This is a genomic window from Arthrobacter sp. NPDC080082, from assembly GCF_040686595.1.
Classification (GTDB): domain Bacteria; phylum Actinomycetota; class Actinomycetes; order Actinomycetales; family Micrococcaceae; genus Arthrobacter.
The window spans coordinates 182,783-206,721 of sequence record NZ_JBFBKQ010000002.1 but is presented as its reverse complement, the minus strand read 5'-3'; the positions used below and the strand labels follow the sequence as shown (position 1 = coordinate 206,721).

25 protein-coding genes, 2 tRNA genes and 1 other RNA gene are annotated in these 23,939 nt (G+C 67.3%); 15 read left to right on the top strand and 13 right to left on the bottom strand.

All coding sequences use genetic code 11. The features are described from left to right. Positions 1 to 128: 128 nt before the first annotated feature. The 5 genes from orn (at position 129) to AB0O44_RS05255 (ending at position 3,940) form a co-directional block, all read left to right on the top strand. A complete protein-coding gene (gene orn, locus AB0O44_RS05275) occupies positions 129 to 833 on the top strand; it encodes an oligoribonuclease (RefSeq protein ID WP_364135117.1) in 705 nt (234 codons plus the stop codon). A gap of 130 nt (positions 834 to 963) precedes the next feature. Beyond that, positions 964 to 1,036: transfer RNA gene (locus AB0O44_RS05270), tRNA-His, on the top strand. Between the two features lie 101 nt (positions 1,037 to 1,137). After that, positions 1,138 to 2,292 (top strand): acyl-CoA dehydrogenase family protein, encoded by a 1,155-nt coding sequence (locus tag AB0O44_RS05265; protein ID WP_364135114.1) that lies wholly within the window; start codon positions 1,138 to 1,140, stop codon positions 2,290 to 2,292. 54 nt (positions 2,293 to 2,346) lie between these two features. Then, positions 2,347 to 2,919 (top strand): peptide deformylase, encoded by a 573-nt coding sequence (gene def, locus AB0O44_RS05260; RefSeq protein ID WP_364135111.1) that lies wholly within the window; start codon positions 2,347 to 2,349, stop codon positions 2,917 to 2,919. Between the two features lie 49 nt (positions 2,920 to 2,968). After that, positions 2,969 to 3,940 carry a 1-phosphofructokinase family hexose kinase gene (locus tag AB0O44_RS05255; RefSeq protein WP_364135108.1) on the top strand — a complete coding sequence of 324 codons (972 nt, stop codon included), beginning with the start codon at positions 2,969 to 2,971 and terminating at the stop codon, positions 3,938 to 3,940. Here AB0O44_RS05255 and AB0O44_RS05250 read toward each other — a convergent pair. The 3 genes from AB0O44_RS05250 to AB0O44_RS05240 form a co-directional block, all read right to left on the bottom strand. Next, positions 3,927 to 4,721: an HNH endonuclease family protein gene (locus tag AB0O44_RS05250; RefSeq protein ID WP_364135105.1), complete on the bottom strand. Its 795-nt coding sequence runs from the start codon at positions 4,719 to 4,721 to the stop codon at positions 3,927 to 3,929. The two genes, AB0O44_RS05255 and AB0O44_RS05250, sit on opposite strands and share 14 nt — an antisense overlap. 137 nt (positions 4,722 to 4,858) lie before the next feature. Continuing rightward, positions 4,859 to 5,068, bottom strand: coding sequence for a hypothetical protein (locus AB0O44_RS05245; RefSeq protein WP_290257583.1), 210 nt, complete (start codon positions 5,066 to 5,068; stop codon positions 4,859 to 4,861). 71 nt (positions 5,069 to 5,139) lie between these two features. Next, positions 5,140 to 6,633: a glyceraldehyde-3-phosphate dehydrogenase gene (locus tag AB0O44_RS05240; RefSeq protein WP_364135102.1), complete on the bottom strand. Its 1,494-nt coding sequence runs from the start codon at positions 6,631 to 6,633 to the stop codon at positions 5,140 to 5,142. Positions 6,634 to 6,912: 279 nt separating this feature from the next. On the opposite strand from AB0O44_RS05240, the gene AB0O44_RS05235 reads away from it, so the two are divergent. From AB0O44_RS05235 to AB0O44_RS05225, 3 genes are all read left to right on the top strand, one after another. After that, positions 6,913 to 7,059, top strand: a complete 147-nt coding sequence (locus AB0O44_RS05235) for a hypothetical protein (RefSeq protein WP_290257580.1) — start codon at positions 6,913 to 6,915, stop codon at positions 7,057 to 7,059. A 257-nt stretch (positions 7,060 to 7,316) separates the two neighbouring features. Next, the gene (locus tag AB0O44_RS05230) at positions 7,317 to 7,643 is read left to right on the top strand and encodes a helix-turn-helix domain-containing protein (RefSeq protein ID WP_364135099.1); all 327 of its coding nucleotides are present in this window, start codon (positions 7,317 to 7,319) and stop codon (positions 7,641 to 7,643) included. A gap of 11 nt (positions 7,644 to 7,654) precedes the next feature. Then, entirely contained in the window at positions 7,655 to 8,518 is an 864-nt protein-coding gene (locus AB0O44_RS05225) for an IS3 family transposase (protein WP_364135097.1), read from the top strand. A gap of 62 nt (positions 8,519 to 8,580) precedes the next feature. Here the strand turns inward: AB0O44_RS05225 and AB0O44_RS05220 are convergent, their stop codons facing one another. Beyond that, positions 8,581 to 8,823, bottom strand: coding sequence for a hypothetical protein (locus AB0O44_RS05220; protein WP_364135094.1), 243 nt, complete (start codon positions 8,821 to 8,823; stop codon positions 8,581 to 8,583). A 360-nt stretch (positions 8,824 to 9,183) separates the two neighbouring features. Then, positions 9,184 to 9,577: RNase P RNA component class A (gene rnpB / locus AB0O44_RS05215), an RNA gene on the bottom strand. Positions 9,578 to 9,687: 110 nt separating this feature from the next. Here rnpB and AB0O44_RS05210 point away from each other — a divergent pair. Together AB0O44_RS05210 and AB0O44_RS05205 are read left to right on the top strand one after the other, a co-directional pair. Beyond that, positions 9,688 to 10,518, top strand: coding sequence for a slipin family protein (locus AB0O44_RS05210; RefSeq protein ID WP_290257879.1), 831 nt, complete (start codon positions 9,688 to 9,690; stop codon positions 10,516 to 10,518). Positions 10,519 to 10,600: 82 nt separating this feature from the next. Then, a complete protein-coding gene (locus AB0O44_RS05205) occupies positions 10,601 to 11,365 on the top strand; it encodes a peroxide stress protein YaaA (RefSeq protein ID WP_364135091.1) in 765 nt (254 codons plus the stop codon). Positions 11,366 to 11,372: 7 nt separating this feature from the next. On the opposite strand, the gene AB0O44_RS05200 is transcribed toward AB0O44_RS05205, so the two are convergent. Both AB0O44_RS05200 and AB0O44_RS05195 read right to left on the bottom strand, forming a co-directional pair. Beyond that, on the bottom strand, positions 11,373 to 12,110 hold the full coding sequence (locus tag AB0O44_RS05200; protein ID WP_364135088.1) for a C4-type zinc ribbon domain-containing protein: 738 nt from the start codon (positions 12,108 to 12,110) through the stop codon (positions 11,373 to 11,375). Between the two features lie 132 nt (positions 12,111 to 12,242). Then, the gene (locus AB0O44_RS05195) at positions 12,243 to 13,241 is read right to left on the bottom strand and encodes a Nif3-like dinuclear metal center hexameric protein (RefSeq protein WP_364135085.1); all 999 of its coding nucleotides are present in this window, start codon (positions 13,239 to 13,241) and stop codon (positions 12,243 to 12,245) included. 119 nt (positions 13,242 to 13,360) lie between these two features. Here AB0O44_RS05195 and msrA point away from each other — a divergent pair, with 119 nt between their 5' ends. From msrA to epsC, 3 genes are all read left to right on the top strand, one after another. Then, positions 13,361 to 13,942, top strand: a complete 582-nt coding sequence (gene msrA / locus AB0O44_RS05190; protein ID WP_290257574.1) for a peptide-methionine (S)-S-oxide reductase MsrA — start codon at positions 13,361 to 13,363, stop codon at positions 13,940 to 13,942. Positions 13,943 to 14,009: 67 nt separating this feature from the next. Next, a complete protein-coding gene (gene cysK / locus AB0O44_RS05185) occupies positions 14,010 to 14,945 on the top strand; it encodes a cysteine synthase A (RefSeq protein ID WP_364135082.1) in 936 nt (311 codons plus the stop codon). Between the two features lie 33 nt (positions 14,946 to 14,978). Continuing rightward, positions 14,979 to 15,563: a serine O-acetyltransferase EpsC gene (gene epsC / locus AB0O44_RS05180; RefSeq protein ID WP_290257571.1), complete on the top strand. Its 585-nt coding sequence runs from the start codon at positions 14,979 to 14,981 to the stop codon at positions 15,561 to 15,563. Positions 15,564 to 15,624: 61 nt separating this feature from the next. On the opposite strand, the gene gndA is transcribed toward epsC, so the two are convergent. Continuing rightward, positions 15,625 to 17,061 carry an NADP-dependent phosphogluconate dehydrogenase gene (gndA, locus tag AB0O44_RS05175; protein ID WP_364135078.1) on the bottom strand — a complete coding sequence of 479 codons (1,437 nt, stop codon included), beginning with the start codon at positions 17,059 to 17,061 and terminating at the stop codon, positions 15,625 to 15,627. A 136-nt stretch (positions 17,062 to 17,197) separates the two neighbouring features. Here gndA and AB0O44_RS05170 point away from each other — a divergent pair, with 136 nt between their 5' ends. Then, positions 17,198 to 17,926: an FCD domain-containing protein gene (locus AB0O44_RS05170; RefSeq protein ID WP_364135075.1), complete on the top strand. Its 729-nt coding sequence runs from the start codon at positions 17,198 to 17,200 to the stop codon at positions 17,924 to 17,926. Positions 17,927 to 18,104: 178 nt separating this feature from the next. On the opposite strand, the gene AB0O44_RS05165 is transcribed toward AB0O44_RS05170, so the two are convergent. The 5 genes from AB0O44_RS05165 to AB0O44_RS05145 form a co-directional block, all read right to left on the bottom strand. After that, positions 18,105 to 18,395, bottom strand: coding sequence for a hypothetical protein (locus AB0O44_RS05165; RefSeq protein WP_364135072.1), 291 nt, complete (start codon positions 18,393 to 18,395; stop codon positions 18,105 to 18,107). 149 nt (positions 18,396 to 18,544) lie between these two features. Then, a tRNA-Val gene (locus tag AB0O44_RS05160) sits at positions 18,545 to 18,620 on the bottom strand. A gap of 100 nt (positions 18,621 to 18,720) precedes the next feature. After that, positions 18,721 to 19,641, bottom strand: coding sequence for an NAD-dependent protein deacetylase (locus AB0O44_RS05155; RefSeq protein WP_364135069.1), 921 nt, complete (start codon positions 19,639 to 19,641; stop codon positions 18,721 to 18,723). Then, complete coding sequence (locus tag AB0O44_RS05150; RefSeq protein ID WP_364135066.1) at positions 19,638 to 20,198, bottom strand: peroxiredoxin; 561 nt, start codon at positions 20,196 to 20,198, stop codon at positions 19,638 to 19,640. Before AB0O44_RS05150 ends, AB0O44_RS05155 begins: the two co-directional genes overlap by 4 nt. Further along, positions 20,195 to 20,614, bottom strand: coding sequence for a DUF3052 domain-containing protein (locus tag AB0O44_RS05145; protein ID WP_290257565.1), 420 nt, complete (start codon positions 20,612 to 20,614; stop codon positions 20,195 to 20,197). The genes AB0O44_RS05150 and AB0O44_RS05145 overlap by 4 nt, the downstream gene beginning before the upstream one ends. A 407-nt stretch (positions 20,615 to 21,021) precedes the next feature. Here AB0O44_RS05145 and aceE point away from each other — a divergent pair, with 407 nt between their 5' ends. Continuing rightward, positions 21,022 to 23,775 carry a pyruvate dehydrogenase (acetyl-transferring), homodimeric type gene (gene aceE, locus AB0O44_RS05140; RefSeq protein WP_364135063.1) on the top strand — a complete coding sequence of 918 codons (2,754 nt, stop codon included), beginning with the start codon at positions 21,022 to 21,024 and terminating at the stop codon, positions 23,773 to 23,775. Positions 23,776 to 23,939: the final 164 nt, after the last annotated feature.

The following is a 23,939-nucleotide window of genomic DNA, read 5'->3' as shown; positions in this document are numbered from 1 at the left end:
TGGTGGAGCCCACTCGTGGCCTGAAAGCCGGTCAGGGGCACGCCGCACGGAGGAAAAATTCCGACGGCCGCGTTGCCAAAATCGTAGCACCGGGCCCCTCCGGGGCGGCGGAACGGTAGGCTGGGCGCGTGCCTATATCTAATGAACGCATCGTGTGGATCGACTGCGAAATGACCGGCCTGGACACCAAGAATGACGCCCTGATCGAGGTGGCGGCCCTGGTGACCGACTCGGAACTGAATATCCTCGGCGACGGCGTCGACGTCGTCATCAAACCGGACGACGCCGCCCTGGCCCAGATGAACGACTTCGTGCGCGACATGCACACCCGCTCCGGACTGCTGGAGGAACTCCCGCACGGCAAGACCATGGCCGAGGCGCAGGAAATGGTGCTGGCCTACATCAAGAAGTGGGTGCCGGACCCGAAGAAAGCACCGCTCGGCGGCAACTCGGTGGGCACCGACCGCGTCTTCCTGGTCCGGGACATGCCGGACCTGGTTGAGCACCTGCACTACCGGGTGATCGACGTCAGCACCATCAAGGAACTCTCCCGCCGCTGGTACGCCCGCGCTTACTTCCAGTCCCCCGCCAAGCTCGGCGGCCACCGCGCCCTCGGCGACATCAAGGACTCCATCGACGAGCTCCGCTACTACCGGCAGGCCGTCTTCGTGCCGGCGCCCGGCCCGGACAGCTCCACCGCCCAGCGCATCGCCAAGGACGTCATGGCCACCTCGGGCGCCGCCCCCGGCAGCGCGCCGACGGACGCCGCGGACGACGCCGGGAACCCCGGAGGCGCCCCGGCCGAGTCCCCCGCGGGTGCCCGGGCAGAGTAATCTGCCTCACGTTTTGGCCTTTTTTCGATGAAATCGCCGAAACTGGCAAAAGCACCCCCGCGAAGCAGGTAAGCTATTTGTCGTTGCCTTTCCGGAAGGCCGGTTCGCCGGTTCGACTGACAGGCACATGGTGGGCGTAGCTCAGTTGGCAGAGCGCCTGGTTGTGGTCCAGGAGGTCGCGGGTTCAACCCCCGTCGCTCACCCTCACCGAGGACGGCACGATTGTCCGACCTTGCCAAAGGCCGCACCGGATATCCGGTGCGGCCTTTGCTGTTTGTCCCGAAAACGCATGGAAGGAACCGCGATGAGGCGCCAGCTCTTCGAAGAAGACCATGAGATGTTCCGCGAAATGGCGGCCGAGTTCAACGTCCGTTCCGTGGCCCCGCATTACGCGCAGTGGGACCGGGACCACATGATGCCGCGGGAGCTGTGGACCGCCGCCGGGGAACAGGGCCTGCTGGGGCTCGCCGTCCCCGAGGAGTTCGGCGGCCTCGGCATGACCGACTACCGGTTCCGCGCCGTGCTGGATGAGGAATTCGCCAAGAGCAACCACCTCGCCGTGGGCCTGGCCTTCCACCTGCACGACGACATGGTCCTGCCGCATCTGCTGGCCTACGGCTCGGAGGATTTGAAGCAGCGCTGGCTGCCCGGCATGGTTTCCGGCGAGACCGTCACCTCCGTGGCCTGGACCGAGCCGGGCGCGGGCTCCGACCTCCGCGGCGTCCGCACGAAGGCCGTCCGCGACGGCGATGACTGGCTGATCACCGGCCAGAAGACGTTCATCGGAAACGGCATCTCCGGCGACGCCGCCCTGGTCCTCGCCCGCACCGACGGCGGGAGCGGCCGCGGCGGCGCCGAGTCCTTCTCGCTCTTCATGGTCCGCAAGGGCGAGGGTTACACCACCGGAAACCAGCTCGACAAGATGGGCCTGAAGGCCTCCGACACCGCCGAGCTCTTCTTCGACAATGTCCGGGTCCCGCACGCCGACCTCGTCGGCGAGGAGGGCCAGGGGCTGCGGTACTGCGCCGGGCAGCTGCCGCAGGGCCGGCTGGGCATCGCCGTCGCCGGTTCCGCCGTCGCCCGCGCCGTGTACGAGGCGACCGTGCGGTACACGAAGGACCGCAACGCCTTCGGCGAGCGGATCATCGATTTCCAGAACAGCCGCTTCGAGCTCGCCGACATCCTCACCGAGGTCGAGGTCACCGAGTCCTACGTGGACCGGGCCATCACCGTGTTCAACGCCGGGGAACTCGACGCGTCCTCCGCCGCCCGGGTGAAGCTGTGGGCCTCCGAGCGGGCGAAGTCCGTCACGGACCGCTGCCTGCAGCTGCACGGCGGCTACGGCTACATCATGGAATACCCGGTGGCGCAGGCCTTCCTCGCCGCCCGCCTGCTGACCATCTTCGGCGGCACCAACGAGATCATGCGGGACGTCGTCGGCCGCGGCATCGCCGGCTGACCCGTCCCCTCCCCCGCACCTCTCCCTCCCCCGCACCAAAGGAAGCTCCGCGCCATGACTGTCCTGCCCATCACCATCTGGGGCGAACCCGTGCTGCACCGCCGGGCCGCCGAGGTCGAGGTCTTCGACGACGAGCTGCGGACCCTGATCGCGGACATGTTCGAAACCAACGACGCCGCCAACGGCGTCGGACTGGCCGCCCCGCAGGTGGGGGTCGGCAAGCGCCTCTTCGTCTACAAGTACGAGAACGACGACGGCGCGCCGCCCTCCGGCGTCGTGGTCAACCCCGTCCTCACGCTCTCCAAAGTCTCCGGGGCGCTGCCGGACCCGGACGAGGAAGAGGAAGGCTGCCTGTCCTTCCCGGGCGGCCACTACCCGCTCAAGCGTGCCGAATGGGCCCGGGTGCAGGGCTTCGACGGCGAGGGCAACCCGATCGAGTTCGAGGCGACGGGCTGGTTCGCCCGGGTGATGCAGCACGAATACGACCACCTCGACGGCAAGCTGTACGTCAACCGCCTGATCGACCGGTACTCCCGCAAGGCGATGAAGCAGGCCAAGAAGAGCGGCTGGGGCGTCCCGGGCCTGACCTGGATGCCCGGCGTGGACCCGGACCCCTTCGGGCACTAACCGGCGACGACCCGGGACACCGGCGGCCGCCGCTCCTATGCTTGGCAGCATGGAAGCCACTCTGCCCGCCCCGGCGAAGCCCATCCTGACCCTCACCATCAACCCGGCCCTGGACGTCAGCACCACCACGGAGCACGTCACCAGCGGCCATAAGCTGCGCTGCGGCCCGAGCCGCCTGGATCCCGGCGGCGGCGGCATCAACGTGGCCCGCGTGGTCCAGCGCCTCGGCGGCCGGCCCCTCGCCATCTACACCGCCGGTGGGCCAACCGGCGAGGCCTACCGCCGACTGGTCGAGGCCGAGCGGCTGCCCGCCCTGGTGGTCCCGCTCCAGGGCAGCACCCGGCAGGATTTCACCGTGGACGAGACCGGCACCGGCGAGCAATTCCGCTTCGTCCTCCAGGGCCCCGAGCTCAGCGAACCCGAATGGCGCCTCTGCCTGGGGCTGGTGGCCGATTCCATCCAGCCCGGCGGCTACGTGGTGGCCAGCGGCAGCCTGCCACCCGGCGTGCCCGAGGACTTCTACGCCCGGATCGCCCGCCTGGCCCGGGAGCAGGGCGCCCGCTGCGTGGTGGACGCCTCCGGTCCGGCTCTGGCCGCCGCCCTGGCCGAGGGCGTCTTCCTGGTCAAGCCCAGCCGGCGGGAGCTGGGCCTGCACTTCGGGACCACTTTGAAGGACGAGCAGGCAGAACTCGACGCCGCCGCCACGCTGGTGGCGGACGGCTCCGCCGAGAACGTGGCCCTGACCCTCGGCGCGGCCGGCGCGGTGCTCGCCTCCACGGCGGGCACGCTGCGCCTGGCCGTCCCGAAAGTGGAGGTCCGCAGCACGGTCGGTGCCGGAGACAGCTTCCTCGCGGCATTCGTCCTGCGGCTGGCGCAAGGGCTGGACAGCGCCGCCGCGTTCCGCTCCGCCGTCGCGGCGGGCAGCGCAACGGTCACCACCCCGGCCACCGAGCTCTGCCACCGGGACGACGTCGAGCGGCTGGAAGCCGAACTGGCCCGGCAGGAGTTCAGCCTGGCCTGATGGTCGATTGATCCGGGCAGCTTCCGAGCACCCGCCGCATCGCCTCCTTTTCCGCCGCCGTCACCCACAGGGCGTAGGCCGCCTTCACCGAGACCTGGCGGGCGACGTAGTGGCAGCGGAAGGCCTTGTTGGGCGGGAGCCAGCCGGCGGCGTCCGAGGAGCTTTTGTCCTGGTTGGCAGGGCCGTCCGCAGCAACCAGGTTCAGCGGGTCGTTGGCGAGGTGTGTGCGCTGCAGGGCCGTGAGCTGCTGCGCGCCGGTCTGCCACGCGTCGCCGAGCGCCACGACGTGGTCGATCTGGATGGCCTTGCTGGACTCGGCCCCACGCCGGAAGGCTGTCTGCCGGCCGGTATAGGGCTCCCGGAAACTGCCGGAACCGACCCGGCAGCGGGACCCGTCCGTAAAACGGGCGTCGGCGAGGTCCCGCCGGAGGATGTCGTTACGGGTATCGCAGCCGTTCCGGTCGACGTCGAGCCACGCCTGTCCGAACGCCGCCCGGTCGTAGTTGGCGGCGGGATCCCGGGCCCTGACCGGCAGCGACTCCAGCAGGTCCGCGACCCGGCCCGCCGGCACCGCCCGCACCGCAGCGACGGGACTCATCCACGCCGCCAGCACCGGGGCGTCCGTAGGCCCGTCGGAGAACCCGCCGCCGAGGCGGAACTGGCCGTCGGCAAAGAACCAGACCAGCGTCAGGAGAAAGGCCAGCGCGGCGGCCGCCAGGACAATCCACGCTTGGCGGGACCGCCGTCGTGCCCTCCGGTACTGCGCCCACGTGACGCTCACGCGGTCTCCGCGGGATCCGCTGCCGGGTGCTGGTTCTCCATCACGGGAAAAGCCTAGGCCGCTGCCCGCCCCGGACCGCGGTTATGCACAGTGTGGAGGGAGGGTCAGGGTCTTACCAGAAGGGCGGGGCCGCGGGGCTACTGTTCGCGGGTGACGCGGCGGAGGTCCTCCTCCGCGAGGTTCGACAGGGCCTCCAGCTGGGCGACCCGGGCGTCGTCGATCTCTCCGGCTTCACGTTTGGCGCGGGCGTCGTCGAGGAGCCGCTTGGCTTCCTTGGCATTGCGCCGGGCCACATCGAGGGCGTGTTCAAGGGTGGTTTCGTGCTCCGTAGCCTGGTTCTGTTCCATGGCTCCCATTGTGGTTCGCTTTCCCGGCCGTTTCCAGAGAACCGGCCGGGAAAGCGCTCCGTGTCGGTGACTTAGCCGACCTCGACGGGCAGGCCCGCGGCCTCAAGGGTGGCGACGGCGTCCTTGGCGGGGAACGACGGCGGGTTGACCCCGGCCATTTCCTCCATGACCCGGACCACCTGGCAGCTGTAGCCGAACTCGTTGTCGTACCAGACGTAGAGGACGAGGTTCTTGTCGTTGGAGATCGTGGCGAGGCCGTCCACGATGCCGGCGCGGCGGGAGCCGACGAAGTCGGTGGAGACCACCTCGGGCGAGTCGATGTAGTCGATCTGCTTGCGCAGCTCGGAGTGCAGCGACATCTCGCGCAGGTAGTCGTTGACCTCGTCCTTGGTGGTGCCGTTCTCGAGGTTCAGGTTCAGGATGGCCATCGAGACGTCCGGGGTGGGGACGCGGATGGCGTTGCCGGTGAGCTTGCCCTGGAGTTCGGGGAGGGCCTTGGCGACGGCCTTGGCGGCACCGGTCTCGGTGATGACCATGTTCAGCGCAGCGGAGCGTCCGCGCCGGTCGCCCTTGTGGAAGTTGTCGATCAGGTTCTGGTCGTTGGTGAAGGAGTGGACGGTCTCCACGTGGCCGTGGATGACGCCGTAGCGGTCATTGATGGCCTTCAGCACCGGGGTGATGGCGTTAGTGGTGCAGGACGCGGCGGTGACGATCTTGTCCTCGTCGGTGATCGCGGCGTGGTTGATGCCGTGCACGATGTTCTTCAGGTCGCCCTTGCCCGGTGCGGTGAGCAGGACCCGGGACACGCCCCTGCTCTGCAGGTGCTGGGAGAGGCCCTCGGCGTCGCGCCAGCGGCCGGTGTTGTCGACCACCAGCGCGTCGTGGATGCCGTAGGCGGTGTAGTCGACGGTGGCGGGGTTGTCCGAGTAGATGACCTGGATCTGCACACCGTTGGCGGTGATGGTGTCGTTCTCGAGGTCAACCTTGATGGTGCCTTCGAAGGAGCCGTGGACGGAGTCACGCCGCAGCAGGCTGGCGCGCTTGGCGAGGTCGTTGTCCGAGCCCCGGCGCACCACGATCGCGCGCAGGCGCAGGCCGTGGCCGCCGCCGGCCTTCTCGATCAGGAGGCGGGCCAGGAGGCGTCCGATGCGGCCAAAGCCGTAGAGCACGACGTCGGTGCTGGTGCGGTCATCGCCGCCGCGCTTGCCGACAACCTCAGCGAGTTCTTCGCGGAGGAACTCATCCAGGCTGACGCCGTCGCCCTCGGCGCGGTACTTCTCGGTCAGGCGGGCGATGTCGATGGCCGCGGCGCCGAGGTCCAGCTTGGTGAGCGCGTCCAGCAGCGGGGCGGTCTCCTCGAGGCGGAGTTCCTCTTTGCTCATCCGGCGGGCGAAGCGGTGCGCCTTCAGGATGTTCATGGTGGACTTGTTGATCAGGCTCCGGCCGTGAATGGAGGTCACCACATTGTTTTCGCGGTACAGCCGGCCGATCACCGGAATCATGGCCTCGGCGAGCGCCTCCCGGCCCATCCACGTATCAAGACAAGAATCTGACGTCTGGCTCACAGAACTACCTTCCTAAAATCCACCGCATACGTCCTCGTGTGCGGAAGTCGGCCGCCGGCGGGTCTCCGGAACCTTCTCGCTGCGGGGATTCGGTCCACCCCGGCGAGCGCGTGACCGCAAAGAAAAAGCCACCGGCTGCGAACGCAGACCCGATGGCTGAACCTCTACGTTCACGCTCCATTCTAGGGCGGACCCCCTCCCCCTACCGGCCGGTACAGGGTGAAATCACTCACATCGGATTGCCAGGGTTTCCCGGCACCACTGGCCTAGGATGGCGGCATGGGACTCATCGTTGCACTTCTTGTCATCTGGCTCATCCTCTCGATCCTTGGCTTCGTGGTGAAGGGCCTGCTGTGGTTGGCCATCATCGGCCTGGTCCTCCTGGTCGCCACCGCAGTGTGGGGCTGGATCAAACGCAAGGCCTGACCTGCACCTCCACCAACGGCTGAGGGCCGGCACCGCATGAACTGCTCCCCGAAAGTTGGACTGAGAAATCGGTCCTTCTATCGGGGAGCAGTTCTATGCAGGAGAGTAGTTCTTTATCTGAGGAACAGCGTGAGGCCGCTGTAGCGTTGTTCGAGGCGGGGTGGGGCGCGAAGGCAGCGGCGACGAGGGTCGGGGTCGATTCGAAGGCTGTCATCCGCATTCATACCCGTTGGAGACTTCGCGGAGGTGCGGCGCTAGTGACCAAATCAACCCATCGGAAGTTCACGTCTGAGTTCAAACTCGATGCGGTCCGTCGTTTCCTGGCCGGGGAGAGCCAGATATCCCTGGCCCAGGAGCTCGAACTCGCTTCACCGGATCTGATCAAGAAGTGGGTACGGAAATACCGCAATGACGGCGAAGACGGTTTACGCCCTAAACCACCCGGACGACCATTCGCGTCTCCGCAGGATCCGGACGAGCCGGAGTCGGAGCTGCAGCGGCTGCGCCGCGAGAACGAGCGGTTGCGGGCCGAGGTGGCCTTCCTGGGAAAAGTAAACGCCTTGAGGGACGAGGAACAGCGCTAAAAGTCAGCGCTGTGATCGCTCTCAAGGCCGAACACCGGTTGGAAGTTCTTCTGGACGTTGCCGGGCTGCCTCGGTCCACGTTCTTCTACCACCAAGCTCGACTCCTCGCCCCTGACCCGCAAGCAGACCTCAAAGCCGCGGTCACGAGCATCTTTGAGAAGAGCCACGCCCGATACGGGCACCGCCGTGTCCATATCGAGCTGATCAAACGAGGATGGACGGTCGCGAAGAAGACGGTGCTGAAGCTGATGCGTGCGCTGCGGCTGGTCTGCAAGGTTCGACGAAAGAAGCGCTACAACTCCTATCAGGGCGAGCAAGGCGCAATTGCCCCGAACCTGTTGAAACGCCAGTTCCAAGCAGATGCACCGAACCAGAAGTGGGTGACGGTTGTGACCGAGTTCAGCGTGGGCGACAGGAAACTCTACCTATCCGCGGTGATGGACCTCTTCGACCGGTCGATTATCTCCTACGCCATCGGAATCTCGCCGAATCTGGAACTTACAAACTCCTCGCTACGGCGCGCCCTGGCTGCCCTTGAGGACGATCAGAAACCACTCGTGCACTCCGATCAGGGGTTCCAATACCAACCCCCCTCCTGGCGCGAACTTCTGCAAAACGCCGGCGCGATTCAATCCATGTCCCGCAGAGCCAACTGCTACGACAACGCTGTCATGGAGAACTTCTTCGGACACCTCAAAGAAGAGCTCTTCCACCGCGTCCAATTCTTCAACACCGACGCACTGGCATCAGCGCTAAGCGAATACATCCACTGGTACAACACCGAAAGAATCTCAACGACGCTCGAGGGCCTAAGCCCTGTGGCATACCGTGCTTCCAACATGGCAACGGCCCTCCTAGCTAGGAGGACGGCATAGTCCAGACCGGCGGGTATTGCGGGCAGAGACGGTAGTAGGTTCGTCAAATCCCGGCTGCTTGGCTAACGATTCCCAAGGCTCCAACCTATAAGCCCCGCGATAACAAAAACGCCACCAAGAACCATGAAGCTCTTTGCGACCAGTCGTATCTTGCGGAGCTTCATGCTTCTATAAGCCTCAAGAACGTCTGCATCTTGACGAATGAAGATGTTCCAGTTCGTCGCCAGTTTGGCCAAGGGGCCGGAGATGGCTAAGCAAAATAGACCCATTGCCAGCCCGACTAAACCAAACAGTAGAGCCTCCATGCTCATCCTCCTGGTTCGCCGCTGACCGGTGCCCGAATTCTAGGTTCAAAGAGGCCCGAAGACCAGCGCTCCGGCTTCTCCGTGGGACCTCACCGGATTACCGTTCAACCGCCGCTCCTTCCACATTCGTAGACTTCCTCATGAGGGACGTCGGCATGGGTTTTTACCATTCCCGCCGAGCTGCTCTTGACTTCCTAGGGCGCTGATTGCGAAGGAAGGCTCCGTCCCGTCTGGAACGAAGGCTTCCTCGAGAACCCTTCAAGAGGCCGCTACGTATAAGCTCACCTTATTGTGAGTCCAACTTTCGGGGACCACTTCAGCATGGTGCCGGCCCTCAGCCGTTGTCCTGCTCTAAGTCGTGGGATGGGTTGACCGATACGCCGGGTTCTGTGGTCCCGGGCCGTTGCCGGCACGGGAATAGCGGCCATCCATCTACGAACGCCGTTGCCGACGCCCTCCAGCAGCCTACCCGGACACTCGGGCGGGCAGCCCTCAAACGTGTCCTGTCTGGCCTTGCTCCGGGTGGGGTTTACCTAGCCTTCCCGGTCACCCGGGAAGCTGGTGGTCTCTTACACCACCGTTTCACCCTTACCCGGCCACGGTACCGTGCAAACACGGCGCCGCCCCGGGCGGTCTGTTCTCTGTGGCACTGGCCTGCGGGTTACCCCGAGTGGGCGTTACCCACCACCCTGCCCTGCGGAGCCCGGACGTTCCTCGAGCCACTTGCGTGACGCGCGGCCGCCTGGTCAACCCATCCGTTGACCATTCTACGGTCTGGCCGGCGGGCCATTTGCCCCGGATCCTTCCGCCCCGGCCGGTGGGAGAATGGAAACAGGCACCCCACCGTCCAAGGAAGCGATCCGGATGGACTTCACCGCCGTCGTCATATGGCTGATCGTCGCCGTCCTCGTGCTGATCGCCGCCCGTTCCTCGATCAGGATCGTCCGTCAGTACGAACACGGCGTTCTCTTCCGCCTGGGCCGGGTAATCGGCGTGCGGATGCCGGGGCTGCGCTTCATCATCCCGGTCGTCGACCGGCTGCAGCTGGTCAGCCTCCGGATCGTGACCATGCCCATCCAGTCCCAGGGGATCATCACCCAGGACAACGTCAGCGTGGATATCTCCGCCGTCGCCTATTACCGCGTCATCGACGCCGTGAAGTCCGTCGTCGCGATCGAGAACGTCGCCGCCGCCATCAACCAGATCGCCCAGACCACGCTCCGTAAGGTGGTGGGACGGCACAGCCTGGACCAAACGCTCTCCGAGACCGAGCGCATCAACGGGGATATCCGGGAGATCCTGGACGCCCTGACCCTGGAATGGGGCGTCGAGGTGACCCTGGTGGAGCTCAAGGACATCCAGCTGCCCGAAAGCATGAAGCGGGCCATGGCCCGGCAGGCCGAGGCGGAGCGGGAGAAGCGGGCCAAGATCATCGCCGCCGAGGGCGAATCGATCGCGGCCGCGGCCCTCGGCGAGGCCTCGGACATGATGATGGAGCACCCGCTCGCCCTGCAGCTGCGGAACCTGCAGTCTCTGGTGGAGATCGCGGTGGACAAGAACTCCACGGTCGTCTTCCCGGCACCTCTCATGAGCACCATCGGAGAGCTCTCGGCCTTCCTCGCCCGGGAGAACCAGGCCGCGGCGGCCGCCGCCCGGACGGCAGCTACGCCGCCGGCCCCTCCCCCGCCCAGCTAGGCGCGCCACCACCTTCACGAGGCCCGGCAGCCGTCATGGGGACGGGCGCCGGATGCCGGAGCTGCGCCGGTAGGATCGTACGGTGCTGATTCTGCTCCCGCCCTCCGAGGGTAAGACCCCCGCAAGCCGCGGCGACGCCGTCGACCCCTCGTCGCTGAGTTTTCCCGACCTGAACGACGGGCGGGCGCAGGTGCTGGAGGCCCTCGGCACGGTCAGTGCGCACGAGGACGCCTTGTCACTGCTGGGTGTAGGAGCCTCGCTGAGCGCCGACGTCGAACGCAACACCAGGCTGCACGCCGAGCCCGCCGCGCCAGCCCACCAGGTCTACTCCGGGGTGCTGTACGACGCCCTGGGCTACTCATCGCTGACCCCGGCGCAGCGGAAGAAGGCGGACGCGTCCGTCCTGGTGGTCTCCGCGCTCTGGGGTGCCATCCGGTTCGGCGACAGGGTGCCGGCCTACCGGCTCTCGATGGGCACGGCTCTCCCAGGGATCGGGCGCCTGGCCTCCTACTGGAAACCGCAGATCACCGCAGCTTTGGCCGGGGAGACCGACGGCGAGCTCCTGGTGGATTGCCGCTCCAGCACCTACGCGGCCGCCTGGGCCCCGCCGCCGGAGCGTACCGTTGCCGTGAATGTGTTCACCGAGGTCAACGGGGTGCGCAAGGTGGTCAGCCACTTCGCCAAGCACACCCGCGGCGAGCTGGCCCGGCACCTACTGACCCGGCGCGGCAGGGCCCCGCAGACCCCCGCGCAGCTGCAGAAGGCGGCGGCCGAGAAGTGGCCGGCGGAACTGGTCCCCGGTACGGCCCGGAAGCCGCACACGCTGAACCTGATCCTGCCGGGCTAGGCTCCGGTCAGGCCCATTCGGCGGAGCGCACCAGGATGCAGCCGGAGTCCGGGCAGAAGACGATATCGTCCTCCGCGGCGGCCTTGATTTCGGCGAGGTCGCCGGGGCTCAACTGCATGCCGGAACCCTCCGAGGTGCCGTGGAACAGCCGGGCGGCACCGACGCCGCGCTTGGCCAGGGTCTTTTCGTAGACCGCCAGCATGCCCTCGTCCAGTCCGGCCGCGAACTCTGCGCGCTGCCCGCGGACCGCGGTGTGTTCCGCCGCGACCTCGGCGAGTTTCTCGTCGATCTCGGCGCGGATGCCGGCGAACGAGCCCTGGATGTCGTCGACGATCTGCTGCTGCTCGGCCTGGCGCAGGCGCAGCGCATCCAGCCGCTCCAGGACCTCGAGCTCCACGTCTTCCAGGTCCGAGCGGCGCTTATTCAGGGACGCGATGTCCTTCTGCAGCGCCACCAGGTCCTTGGAGAGGCCCGTTCCGCTGTTCAGCCGGGCCTCGTCGCGGGCGATCCGGGAGGCCACCTGCTCGACGTCGGCCTCGGCGCGCTTAAGCTCCAGTTCCGCGTCGGCGACGGCCACCTTCGCCGCGCCGAGCTCACCGTTGGCCACGCCCAGGGCGGACTCCAGGTCGGTGATGCGGGAGTCGCCTTCGAGGCTGCGGCGGCGGTTGGAGAGTGACTTCAGTTTCGCGTCGAGCGCCTGCAGCTCGAGTAACTTCATCTGTTCCGCCGGGGCTGCCTTGGCCACTGTTTCCTCCGAGTGTCTATCGTCCGGCCGTGCCGGGCACCTGAACGGCGCTCCCTCGACTCTAGCGCGTGGCATGCCCTGCGCTCACCCGGGGCTCCCCGCAAACGGGGGGCAGGCCGGGGCCAGCCGGGTTCAGCCGGGTGTGAGGATGAAGTCCCACGGATCGCTGTTGGTGGTGCTGACCCGGATCTCGACGTCGTGGCCCTGGTCCGCCAGAACGTTGCCCAACGCCTCGGCCGCCGCCGGCAGCCAGAGCCATTCGCTGGCGAAGTGCGAGACATCGATCAGGTAGGGGCGGTCGTTGAGTGCGGCCTCGCGGGCCTCGGAGGCAGGGTGGTGGCGCAGGTCGGCGGTGACATAGACGTCGGCGTTGCTGGCCCGCACCTGATCGAAGAGCGAGTCGCCGGCCCCGCCGCAGACCGCCACCCGGCGCACCAGGCCGTCGCGGTCGCCGGAGACGCGGACACCGCCGGCGACCGCGGGGAGGATGCCGAAGACACGGGCGGCGAAGTCACCCAGGGTCTCGACGTCGGCGAGGTCGCCGACCCGTCCGATGCCTTCCTCGGGGAGCCCGTTCGCCGCCTGGGTCAGGGGCTGGACGTCCTGCAGGCCGAGCGCGTCAGCCAGCACGTCGGAGACACCTCCCACGGCGGAGTCGCCGTTGGTGTGCACGGTCAGCAGCGCGGTACCGGTTTCGATCAGGCGGTGCACCGCCCGGCCCTTGGGCGTGTTGGCCGCCACCGAGGTCACGCCCTTGAGCAGCAGCGGGTGGTGGGTGATGAGCAGTTCCGCTCCCCACTCCACGGCCTCCTCGATCACTTCGAGGGTGGGGTCGACGGCGAAGAGCACGCGGGTAACCGGCGCGGACGGGTGTCCGGCCACCAGGCCCACCTCGTCCCAGCCTTCGGCCAGGGATTCGGGCCAGAGTTCCTCGACGGCCACCTGGACGGCGCCGAGGGTGGCGCCGTTGTCCCCGGCATCGGCGGTCTCATCGCTGCCCTCGCGGCGGGCTGTCCCGGCGTCGGCGGTTCCTGCTATGTCAGGGGTGTTCCCGGTGCTTCCCATGGGAGCGGCATCGTCCGGGGCGTGGCCGGCGGGCGGGGCTGAAGCGTCCGTGTCCTCTGGTTCCATACCCACATTCTTACCCTATTGACCGTCCGGGACGCCCCGGCGGGAATGATCCGGACGGTTCATCCATTGAACAAGGAGGATCCCGTACGGACGATCCCGCACGGGCCGAAAGGAACAGCATGCAGGAAACCAAGACAGGAGAACGCGTGGACACCGACGTCGTGAACGGCAGCAGCGAACGGACCTTTGTGCTGGGTGGCGGCTGCTTCTGGTGCCTGGACGCCGTGTACCAGAAGACCCGGGGCGTGACCTCGGTGGTCTCGGGCTACACCGGCGGTCACGACCGAAACCCCGACTACTACTCGGTCTGCTCCGGGACCACCGGCCACGCGGAAGTGGTAGCGGTCAGCTTCGACGAATCCGTCATCCCGGCGGAGGTCATCCTGGACATGTTCTTCGCCCTGCACGATCCCACCACGCTGAACCGGCAGGGGTACGACGTCGGCACGCAGTACCGCTCGTCCATGTTCTACGAGACCACGGAGGAGAAGATCCTGTTCGAGGAGGCGATCGAGCGGAACCAGGAGCTGTGGGCCAACCCGATCGTCACCGAGGTCAGCCGGCTGCCGGTCTTCCACGTGGCGGAGGATTTCCACCAGGACTACTTCGCGAAGAACCCGGACCAGGGCTACTGCCAGGTGATTATCAACCCGAAGCTGGCGAAGGCAAGGAAATATTACTCCGCATGGCTTAATGCTTAGCCGGGCTTCTCGCGCCCTCAATAAGCTGACCCTAGAATTCCCTCCTCACAGATAGGCACATTTCCCCATGGCACGAATCTATGACGACGTAACCCAGCTTGTCGGCGGCACCCCGCTGGTCCGCCTGAACCGGCTGTCCGAGGGCCTGGACGCAACCGTGGCCGTGAAGCTGGAGTTCTACAACCCGGCCAACAGCGTCAAGGACCGGATCGGCGTCGCCATCATCGACGCCGCGGAGAAGTCCGGCGCCCTCAAGCCCGGCGGCACGATCGTCGAGGGCACCTCCGGCAACACCGGCATCGCCCTGGCCATGGTCGGCGCGGCCCGCGGCTACAAGGTCATCCTCACCATGCCGGAGACCATGTCCACCGAGCGCCGCGTCATGCTGCGCGCCTACGGTGCCGAGATCGTCCTGACGCCAGGTTCCGAGGGCATGCGCGGCGCCGTCGAAAAGGCGCAGGAGATCGTCGCCAACACCGAGAACTCCATCTGGGCCCAGCAGTTCGCCAACGAGGCCAACCCCGCCGTCCACCGCCGCACCACGGCCGAGGAGGTCTGGGAGGACACCGACGGCAAGGTGGACATCTTCGTCGCCGGCGTCGGCACCGGCGGAACCGTCACCGGCGTCGGCCAGGTCCTCAAGGAGCGCAAGCCCGGCGTACAGATCGTCGCCGTCGAACCCAAGGACTCCCCCATCCTCAACGGCGGCGCCCCCGGCCCGCACAAGATCCAGGGCCTGGGCGCGAACTTCGTCCCCGAGATCCTCGACACCACCATCTACGACGAGGTCATCGACGCCTCCCTCGAGGACTCCGTCCGGGTGGCCCGGGACCTCGGCGTCAAGGAAGGCATCCTCGGCGGCATCTCCTCCGGTGCGATCGTCTGGGCCGCGCTGGAACTGGCCAAGCGGCCGGAGAACGCCGGTAAGCTGATCGTTGCCGTGGTCTGCGATTTCGGGGAGCGCTACATCTCCACCGTGCTGTACGACGACATCCGCGGCTGACCCTAACGCGGCCGCATTCTCAGAAAGAATTTTGTGGGCTTTTTCGCACGACTCAAGGAAGACCTCGACACCGCCCGGTCCCACGACCCGGCGGCGCGAGGCTCTTTCGAAAACTTCTTCGCCTACTCGGGGCTGCACGCAATCTGGGCCCACCGGCTCACCCACCGCTTGTGGCAGAACCCGTCGCTGCGGTTCCCGGCGCGGCTGATCTCCCAACTGGCCCGGTTCATGACCGGCATCGAGATCCATCCGGGCGCCACGATCGGCCGGCGGTTCTTCATTGACCACGGCATGGGCGTGGTGATTGGCGAGACGGCGGAAATCGGCGAAGACGTGATGATCTACCACGGCGTCACCCTCGGTGGTCGCTCGCTGGCGAAGATCAAGCGGCACCCCACCATCGAGGACCGTGTCGTGATCGGCGCCGGCGCCAAGGTCCTGGGCCCTATCACCATCGGCCGGGACAGCGCCATTGGCGCGAACGCCGTCGTGGTCAAGGACGCCCCGGCCGAATCGATCCTGACCGGTGTGCCCGCCACCTGGCGGCACCGCGACGCCCAGCGCGAGACCAAGAAGGCCGTCGACCCGGCCGAGTACCTGATCGAATACCGCATCTAGGGTTAAACCACTGCGGCCGCCGCCCCGGACTCCCGGGACGGCGGCCGCAGCCGTTTAAGCGCTAGTGGGTGTCCACGGCCTCAACCTCGGACTTGTCCTCGCCCCACAGGGTGTGGAACGTGCCCTCGGCGTCGACGCGCCCGTAGGTGTGGGCGCCGAACAGGTCGCGCTGGCCCTGGATCACGGCGGCCGGCAGGCGCTTGCGGCGCAGGCCGTCGTAGTAGGCCAGCGAGGAGGAGAACACCGGCACCGGGATGCCCAGCTGCACCGCGGTGGCCACCACGCGGCGCCACGCCGGCAGGGCGTCGGCGATCGCGGCGGTGAACGCGGGGGCGAAGAGCAGGTTGGCCGGCTTCTCATCGGCGGAGTACGCCTTGGTGATGTCCTTGAGCAGTTCGGCGCGGATGATGCAGCCGCCCCGCCACAGGGAGGCGATCTCGTCCAGCTTCAGCTCCCAGCCGTATTCCTTCGCGGCGGAGGTGAGCATGTCCAGGCCCTGCGCGTAGGAGACCAGCTTGGAGGCGTAGAGCGCCTGGCGCACGTCCTCCACAAAGGTCTCGGGGACGTCGACGTCGGCCTCTCCCCCGGCGAGCAGCTCCTGGGCCAGCTTCCGCTGGCCGGCCTGGGAAGACAGCGCCCGGGCGAAGACGGACTCGGCGATCCCGGAGACCGGGGATCCCAGCTCCAGGGCGGAGATGACCGTCCAGCGGCCGGTGCCCTTCTGGCCGGCGGCGTCCACTACGACGTCGACGAACGGCTTGCCGGTTTTGGCGTCGACGTGGCCCAAGACCTCGGCGGAGATTTCAATCAGGAAGGAGGCAAGGTCGCCCTTGTTCCATTCGGCGAAGATCTTGGACTGCTCGGCCGGTTCGATGCCCGCGCCGGAGCGGAGCAGGTCGAAGGCCTCGCCGATGACCTGCATGTCGGCGTACTCGATGCCGTTGTGGACCATCTTGACGAAGTGGCCGGCGCCGTCGGTGCCGATCCAGGCGCAGCAGGGCTGGCCGTCCACGTGGGCGGAGATCTTCTCCAGGAGCGGGCCAAGGGCCTCGTAGGACTCCTTGGAGCCGCCGGGCATGATCGAGGGTCCGTTGAGGGCACCCTCCTCGCCGCCGGAGACGCCGATGCCGACGAAGTGCAGGTCCTTCTTGGCGAGCGCGGCCTCGCGGCGGCGGGTGTCCTCATAGTGCGAGTTGCCGGCATCGATGATGATGTCGCCGGGTTCGAGCAGCGGCTCGAGCTGTTCGATGACGGAGTCGACCGGCTTGCCGGCCTTGACCATGATCAGGACGCGGCGGGGCTTCTCCAGCGAGTCGACGAGTTCCTGCAGCGTTTCAGTCCGGACGAAGTCGCCCTCGGAGCCGTGCTTTTCGAGGAGCGCGTCGGTCTTTTCCACCGAGCGGTTGTGGAGGGCGACCGTGAAGCCGTTACGGGCGAGGTTGCGGGCGAGGTTTGCCCCCATCACCGCAAGGCCGGTGACACCGATGTGTGCTGACATCAAATCTCCAATTCTTTGGGTGCAACGAGTGCAGTTGGCTGGCCGAAGACGGCGCCTCCTAGACAGTCTATGATTTTCGGCCGGGACCGCGCCCGTTCGCGGCTCCTGTGACGGGCACGCCACTATGCTTACGACTATGTCGACCAGCCTCCACCATCAAGCCATCGAGCATCTGGGAACCCGGATTGTCAGGGGCGAGCTCCCGACCGGCCATGTGATGCTCGCCGAGCACCTGGAGGACGAACTCAAGGTCTCCCGCTCCGTGGTCCGCGAGGCGGTCCGGGTGCTGCAGTCCCTCGGCCTGGTCGAGACCATCAAGCGGGTGGGAATCCGGGTGCTGCCGGCCAACCGCTGGAACCCCTTCGACCCGTCCGTGATCCGGTGGCGCCTGGCCGGTGAGGGCCGGGGCGCCCAGCTCCGCTCGCTCGCGGAGCTGCGCACGGCGGTGGAACCCGTCGCAGCCGAGCTGGCCGCGGCCAACGCACCCGATGACATCCGCAGCGAGCTGGTGGAAATCTCCCACGCCATGCGGGAAGCGGGCGTGGCCGGGGACGTCCCGAGGTTCCTGGACCTCGACATCAGGTTCCATTCGCTGCTGCTCACGGGGTCCGGGAACGAGATGTTCGCCAACCTTGTGGGGCAGGTGGCGGAAACGCTGACCGGGCGGACCATGCACGGGCTCATGCCCGACCATCCGCAGACCTACGCGCTGCAGTGGCACGTGGATGTCGCGGAGGCCATCGCCACCGGCAACGGGCCGGCGGCGCGGGAGGCCTCGGACAAGATCATGCGCGAGACCATCGCGGACATGGAGCCGAGCTGGCGGGACCAGCCCCGGGTTTTCGTCCCCGTCCGGCCGGCCTGATCCGGGGCCGGTGACTGGCCCCGCGAATTAGTCCCGACACTGGGCTAATTCAACCGCTTTCAGTTTCACATTTCGTCTCATTTCCGGTATCTTTTTCTCAAGCCCTCCACCGCGGCATCCCCCAATAGCCGCGGTGGAGGGCTTTTCCAATGCCCGGAATTCGGCCCGGAACAGGGCCTCACGCCGCGTCGGCCACCAGGTCCCTGAGCCGCCACCCGCCGCCGAGGCCGTCGCGGATCACTTCCATGGTGGTCAGCGCCGATCCGGCATTGCGGCCCAGCCGCGCCTGGACCTGCCAGACTTCCACGTCCACCCGGCCGAGGCCCCGCGGCATCCGCCGCTCGGCCTCCCACCAGCTCACCCGCTCGAACCAGCGGACCGGGTCCGCGCCGATGATCCATTCCCGGCCGCCGCGGATCACGGTGTGGGGGCGCCCGTCCGGGCCGGCTGTGACGAGTACGTGTTCCATGCCGCTGACGCTATGGCCAGGCACCGACATTTATCCGGGACCGGCCGCCGTGGTTTACGGCCTGACCTCCACCGGTCCCCCGGGCCGGGCCGCAGGCAAAGAAAAACCCCGCCGCGGCTGCCTTTCGGCTCCCGCGACGGGGTTCATGATGGTGGGTCCTACCGGGATCGAACCGATGACATCCACGGTGTAAACGTGGCGCTCTACCAGCTGAGCTAAAGACCCATCACGCCGGTTTCCGCGCCTCGGCACGTCAACCAACGAACATTGACCTTACCCGAAACGCGGGCTCCTGCGCCAATCGGTGCGGTCGCGGAGCGCCGGGTCAGAGGGCGGGGAGCTCGGCCTCGAGCCAGGTCAGGGACTCGCTGACGCCGGCCTCCAGCTTGATGGTCGCCAGGTCGTCGCCGCGGGTCTGGCCGCGGTTGATGATCACGACCTCCTTGCCCTGCTTGACGGCGTGGCGGACGAAGCGCAGCCCGCTCATCACGGTCAGCGAGGAACCAGCCACCAGCAGCGCGCCGGCGGAGTCCACCATGGCGTAGGAACGCTCCACCCGGTCCTTGGGCACGTTCTCGCCGAAGTAGACGAAGTCGGGTTTCAGGGTGCCGCCGCAGGCCGGGCAGTTCGCGACGACGAACTCGCTGATCAGCGCCTCGTCCTCCACGGTGGCGTCCGCGTCCGGAGCGGCTTCCACCACGCCGCCGGCGAGGGCGGCGTCGAGGAATCCGGGGTTGAGTTCCTCCAGCACCCCGGCCAGCAGGGTCCGGCTGTAGCTGCGGCCGCAGGCCAGGCACACCACCCGGTCGAAGCGGCCGTGCAGGTCCACGACGTTCCGGCTGCCGGCATCCTCGTGCAGCCGGTCAACGTTCTGGGTGATCAGGCCCGTGAGCAGCCCGCGCCGCTCCATCCGGGCCACGGCCGTGTGGCCGTCGTTGGGGTCGGCCCGGCGGAGATGGGACCAGCCGATGTGGTTCCGGGCCCAGTAGCGCTGCCGGTTATCCGGCGAGCCGATGAACTCCTGGTACGTCATGGGCGCGCGCGGCGCCGCACCGGGGCCGCGGTAGTCGGGGATGCCCGAGTCGGTACTGAGACCGGCGCCGGTGAGCAACGCGAAGCGTTTCCCCGCGAGGACCCCGTGGATCTCCTGCAGGACCTCAAGTTCGTTGCGGGCCGGCTCCACGGGCGTGACGGGGGGCAGGCTCGCAAATCCCGTCATCCCCACCCCGGGCCGCCGCTGCCTCATGCCGTTTCCGGTCCCCGGCTGTAGGACGGGTCCGTGGAGGGGGCGGGGGAACCGCCGGACAGTTCCGCGAGGGCCGCCCGGTAACCGGCGAAGTCACGCGCCTGGCCCCGGGGATTGACCACGACGTACCGGACAGTGCCGGCTGCGTCGATGATGAACGTCCCGCGCAGGGCCATGCCGCTCTCCGGGTCGAACACCCCGTACCGCTCCGCCACCGCTCCGTGCGGCCAGAAGTCCGCCAGCAGGTCGAAGCTGTAGCCCTCCTTCTCGGCGTAGGCGCGCTGGGCGAACTTGCTGTCCACCGAGATGCCCAACACCACGGCGTCGGCGTCCTCGAAGACAGCCAGGTTGTCCCGCAGTTCGCACAGTTCGCCCGTGCAAATGCCGGAGAAGGCGAACGGGAAGAACACCAGCACCACGGTGCGGCCCCGCAGTTCGGAGAGCCGGACCGGCTCGCCGAACTGGTTGACCAACTCGAAGTCCGGGGCCGGCTGCCCGACGGAGGGCACGGTGCCGGACTGCGGGGCGGGAGCCTGCACCGGCGCGGAACCGGTCACTTGTTCTTCCGGGTCACCAGCCGGGTGGCGCTCCAGTCCTGGGAGACCCCGGCGGAGGTGGTGCAGTGCAGGCCGGCGGTGGGCGCCGCTTCCTGCAGTTCCGAGGGCGAGACATAGCCGGTGCGGCCCTTCTTCGGGGTCAGCACCCAGACCACACCGCCGTCCGTCAGGGAGGTCAGGGAGTCCACCAGCGTGTCCACCAGGTCACCGTCACCGTCGCGCCACCAGAGGATGGCCGCGTCGACCACCTCGTGGTCGTCCTCGTCGAAGATCTCGGACCCGGTGAGGTCCTCGATGTCATCACGCAAGTCGAAGTCGACGTCGTCGTCGTAACCGAACTCCTGAATCAGATCCCCGTTCTTGAAACCCAATCTTTCCGCCACATTTACCGAAGTGGCGGCGTCGGCCTCGCTCACGTGCTGCTCCTATGCTGTTGGTGCGTCTGTTGGTGCCTGCCGGCAGAAAGCCCGCTGTGTCCGATAGTGACACATTCCTTGGTGCTAGTGATTTCCATTACTCCAAGCCAACACCCTTTGTGCGTCCGCTTCAAGCTGCGGGCCCCGCGATCCGCCATATTCTGCGTCACACCGGGGCGGCGGCGGCTACGCATCCGCGGACGCGCAAGGCTAGAGTGGCTGATGACGACCATGCCTGCGCGGACAACCGACCGCTCCCACTGTCAGGCCTGGTTGTGATTGGACCAAGCCCGGCGTACAGGACCGGGCTGCTGTTACCGATATGTCGCACACGTCGCGTTCACGCCAGGCAGTCACCCTGCCCGGAGCTGAGGGTGCCGGTGAATGCGCTCAAAGAGAGGTTGGACGTGGCTGCAGGAGAAGATACCTCCCATATCCTCAGCGGGTTGACTAACCAGCTGCCTGATCGTGATCCGGAAGAGACCGCCGAATGGCTGGAGTCCCTGGACACCCTGATTCAGGAACAGGGCACGGAGCGTGCCCAGTACATCATGCGCAGCCTGCTTCAGCGGGCCGGCGCCCAAAGCGTGGGCGTGCCGATGGTGACCACCACGGACTACGTCAACACCATCCCGGTGGACCAGGAAGCCCCGTTCCCCGGCGATGAGGAAATCGAACGCAAGTACCGCGCCTGGTTGCGCTGGAACGCCGCGATCATGGTGCACCGCTCGCAGCGGCCCGAAATCGGCGTCGGCGGCCACATTTCCACCTACGCCGGTGCCGCGACCCTCTACGAGGTCGGCTTCAACCACTTCTTCCGCGGCAAGGACCACCCGGGCGGCGGCGACCAGGTCTTCTTCCAGGGCCACGCCTCCCCCGGCATGTACGCCCGCGCCTTCCTTGAGGGCCGGCTGAGCGAGGAAGACCTCGACGGCTTCCGCCAGGAGAAGTCCAAGGAGGGCCACGCGCTCTCCAGCTACCCGCACCCGCGCCTGATGCCGGAGTTCTGGGAGTTCCCCACCGTCTCCATGGGCATCGGCCCGATGAACGCCATCTACCAGGCACAGTCGAACCGCTACCTGCACAACCGCGGCATCAAGGACACCTCCGACCAGCAGGTATGGGCGTTCCTGGGCGACGGCGAAATGGATGAGCCGGAATCCCGCGGCCTGCTCCAGCTCGCCGCGAACGACAAGCTGGACAACCTCAACTTCGTCATCAACTGCAACCTGCAGCGCCTCGACGGCCCGGTCCGCGGCAACGGCAAGATCATGCAGGAACTCGAGGCCTTCTTCCGCGGCGCCGGCTGGAACGTCATCAAGGTCGTCTGGGGCCGCGAGTGGGACAACCTGCTCGCCAAAGACGACGACGGCTCGCTCGTGAAGATCATGAACGAGACGGTCGACGGCGACTACCAGACCTACAAGGCCGAGTCCGGCGGCTTCGTCCGCGAGCACTTCTTCGGCAAGACCCCGCGGACCAAGGACATGGTCGCGGACATGACGGACCAGGAAATCTGGAACCTCAAGCGCGGCGGCCACGACTACAACAAGGTCTACGCCGCGTACAAGGCCGCCACCGAGTTCAAGGGCAAGCCGACGGTCATCCTGGCCCACACGGTCAAGGGCTACGGCCTGGGCACCCACTTCGAGGGCCGCAACGCGACCCACCAGATGAAGAAGCTCACCCTGGCGGACCTGAAGGCCTTCCGCGACCACCTGCGCATCCCGATCACGGACGAGCAGCTCGAGGCCGACCCGTACCAGCCGCCGTACTACCACCCGGGTGCCGACTCTCCGGAGATCAAGTACCTGATGGAGCGCCGCCAGGCCCTGGGCGGTTTCGTGCCCGAGCGCCGGTCCAAGCACACCGACGTCACCCTGCCGGGCGACAAGGCGTACGAGGTCGCCAACCGCGGCTCCGGCAAGCAGCTGGCCGCCACCACCATGGCGTTCGTCCGTCTGCTGAAGGACCTGATGCGGGACAAGGAATTCGGTTCCCGGATCGTGCCGATCATCCCGGACGAGGCCCGCACCTTCGGCATCGACGCGTTCTTCCCGACCGCGAAGATCTACAACCCGAACGGCCAGAACTACTTGTCCGTGGACCGCGACCTGGTCCTCGCGTACAAGGAGTCGATCGCCGGCCAGATCGTGCACGCCGGCATCAACGAGGCAGGTTCGGTCGCGGCCTTCACCGCCGCCGGCACCTCCTACGCCACCCACGGCGAGCCGCTGATCCCGATCTACGTCTTCTACTCGATGTTCGGCTTCCAGCGCACCGGCGACTCCTTCTGGGCCGCCGCCGACCAGATGACCCGCGGGTTCATCATCGGCGCCACCGCCGGCCGCACCACGCTGACCGGCGAAGGCCTGCAGCACGCCGACGGCCACTCCCCGATCCTCGCCGCCACCAACCCGGCTGTCGTCACGTACGACCCCGCCTACGGCTACGAGATCGGCGTCATCATGCGTGACGGCCTGAACCGGATGTACGGCCCCGGCCCTGCGGATAACGACCCGTCCCGGAACGTCATGTACTACCTGACGGTTTACAACGAGCCGATCTCGCAGCCGGCGGCCCCCGCCGAGCTTGATGTCGAGGGCATCGTCAAGGGCATCTACCTGCTGGCGCCGGCCAAGATCGACGGCCCCCGCACGCAGATCCTCGCCTCCGGCGTGTCCGTGCCGTGGGCCCTTGAGGCCCAGCGTGTGCTGGCCGAGGACTGGGGCGTTTCCGCCGACGTCTGGTCCGTCACGTCCTGGACCGAGCTGCGCCGCGACGCCATGGCCGCCGAGGAAGAGGCCTTCCTCAACCCCGGCCAGCCGGCCCGCGTGCCGTTCGTCACCGAACAGCTCGCCGGCGCCACCGGCCCGATCGTCGCCGTCTCGGACTACATGAAGGCCGTCCCGGACCAGATCCGGCAGTTCGTCCCGAACGAGTTCGCCTCGCTCGGCGCCGACGGCTTCGGTTTCTCCGACACCCGCGCCGCGGCACGCCGCTTCTTCAAGAACGACGTGCACTCGATCGTGGTCCGCTCGCTGCAGATGCTCGCCCGCCGCGGCGAGGTCGACGCGCAGGCCCCGGCCCAGGCGATCGAGAAGTACCGGCTGCTCAACGTCAACGCCGGCACCACCGGCAACGCGGGCGGCGACTCCTAGGAGTCACCCGGCCGGACCGGAAAACACGAAGACGGCGGTCCCCACGGTGTGGGGGCCGCCGTCGGGCTTTAACCACGGCGGTCGCGCCGTGTGATCCAGCCCAAAGCAAGTTGTAGCCTTCGCACAAATGGAGCTTGTCAGGCGGGCGCCGTATGCTCGTTGTC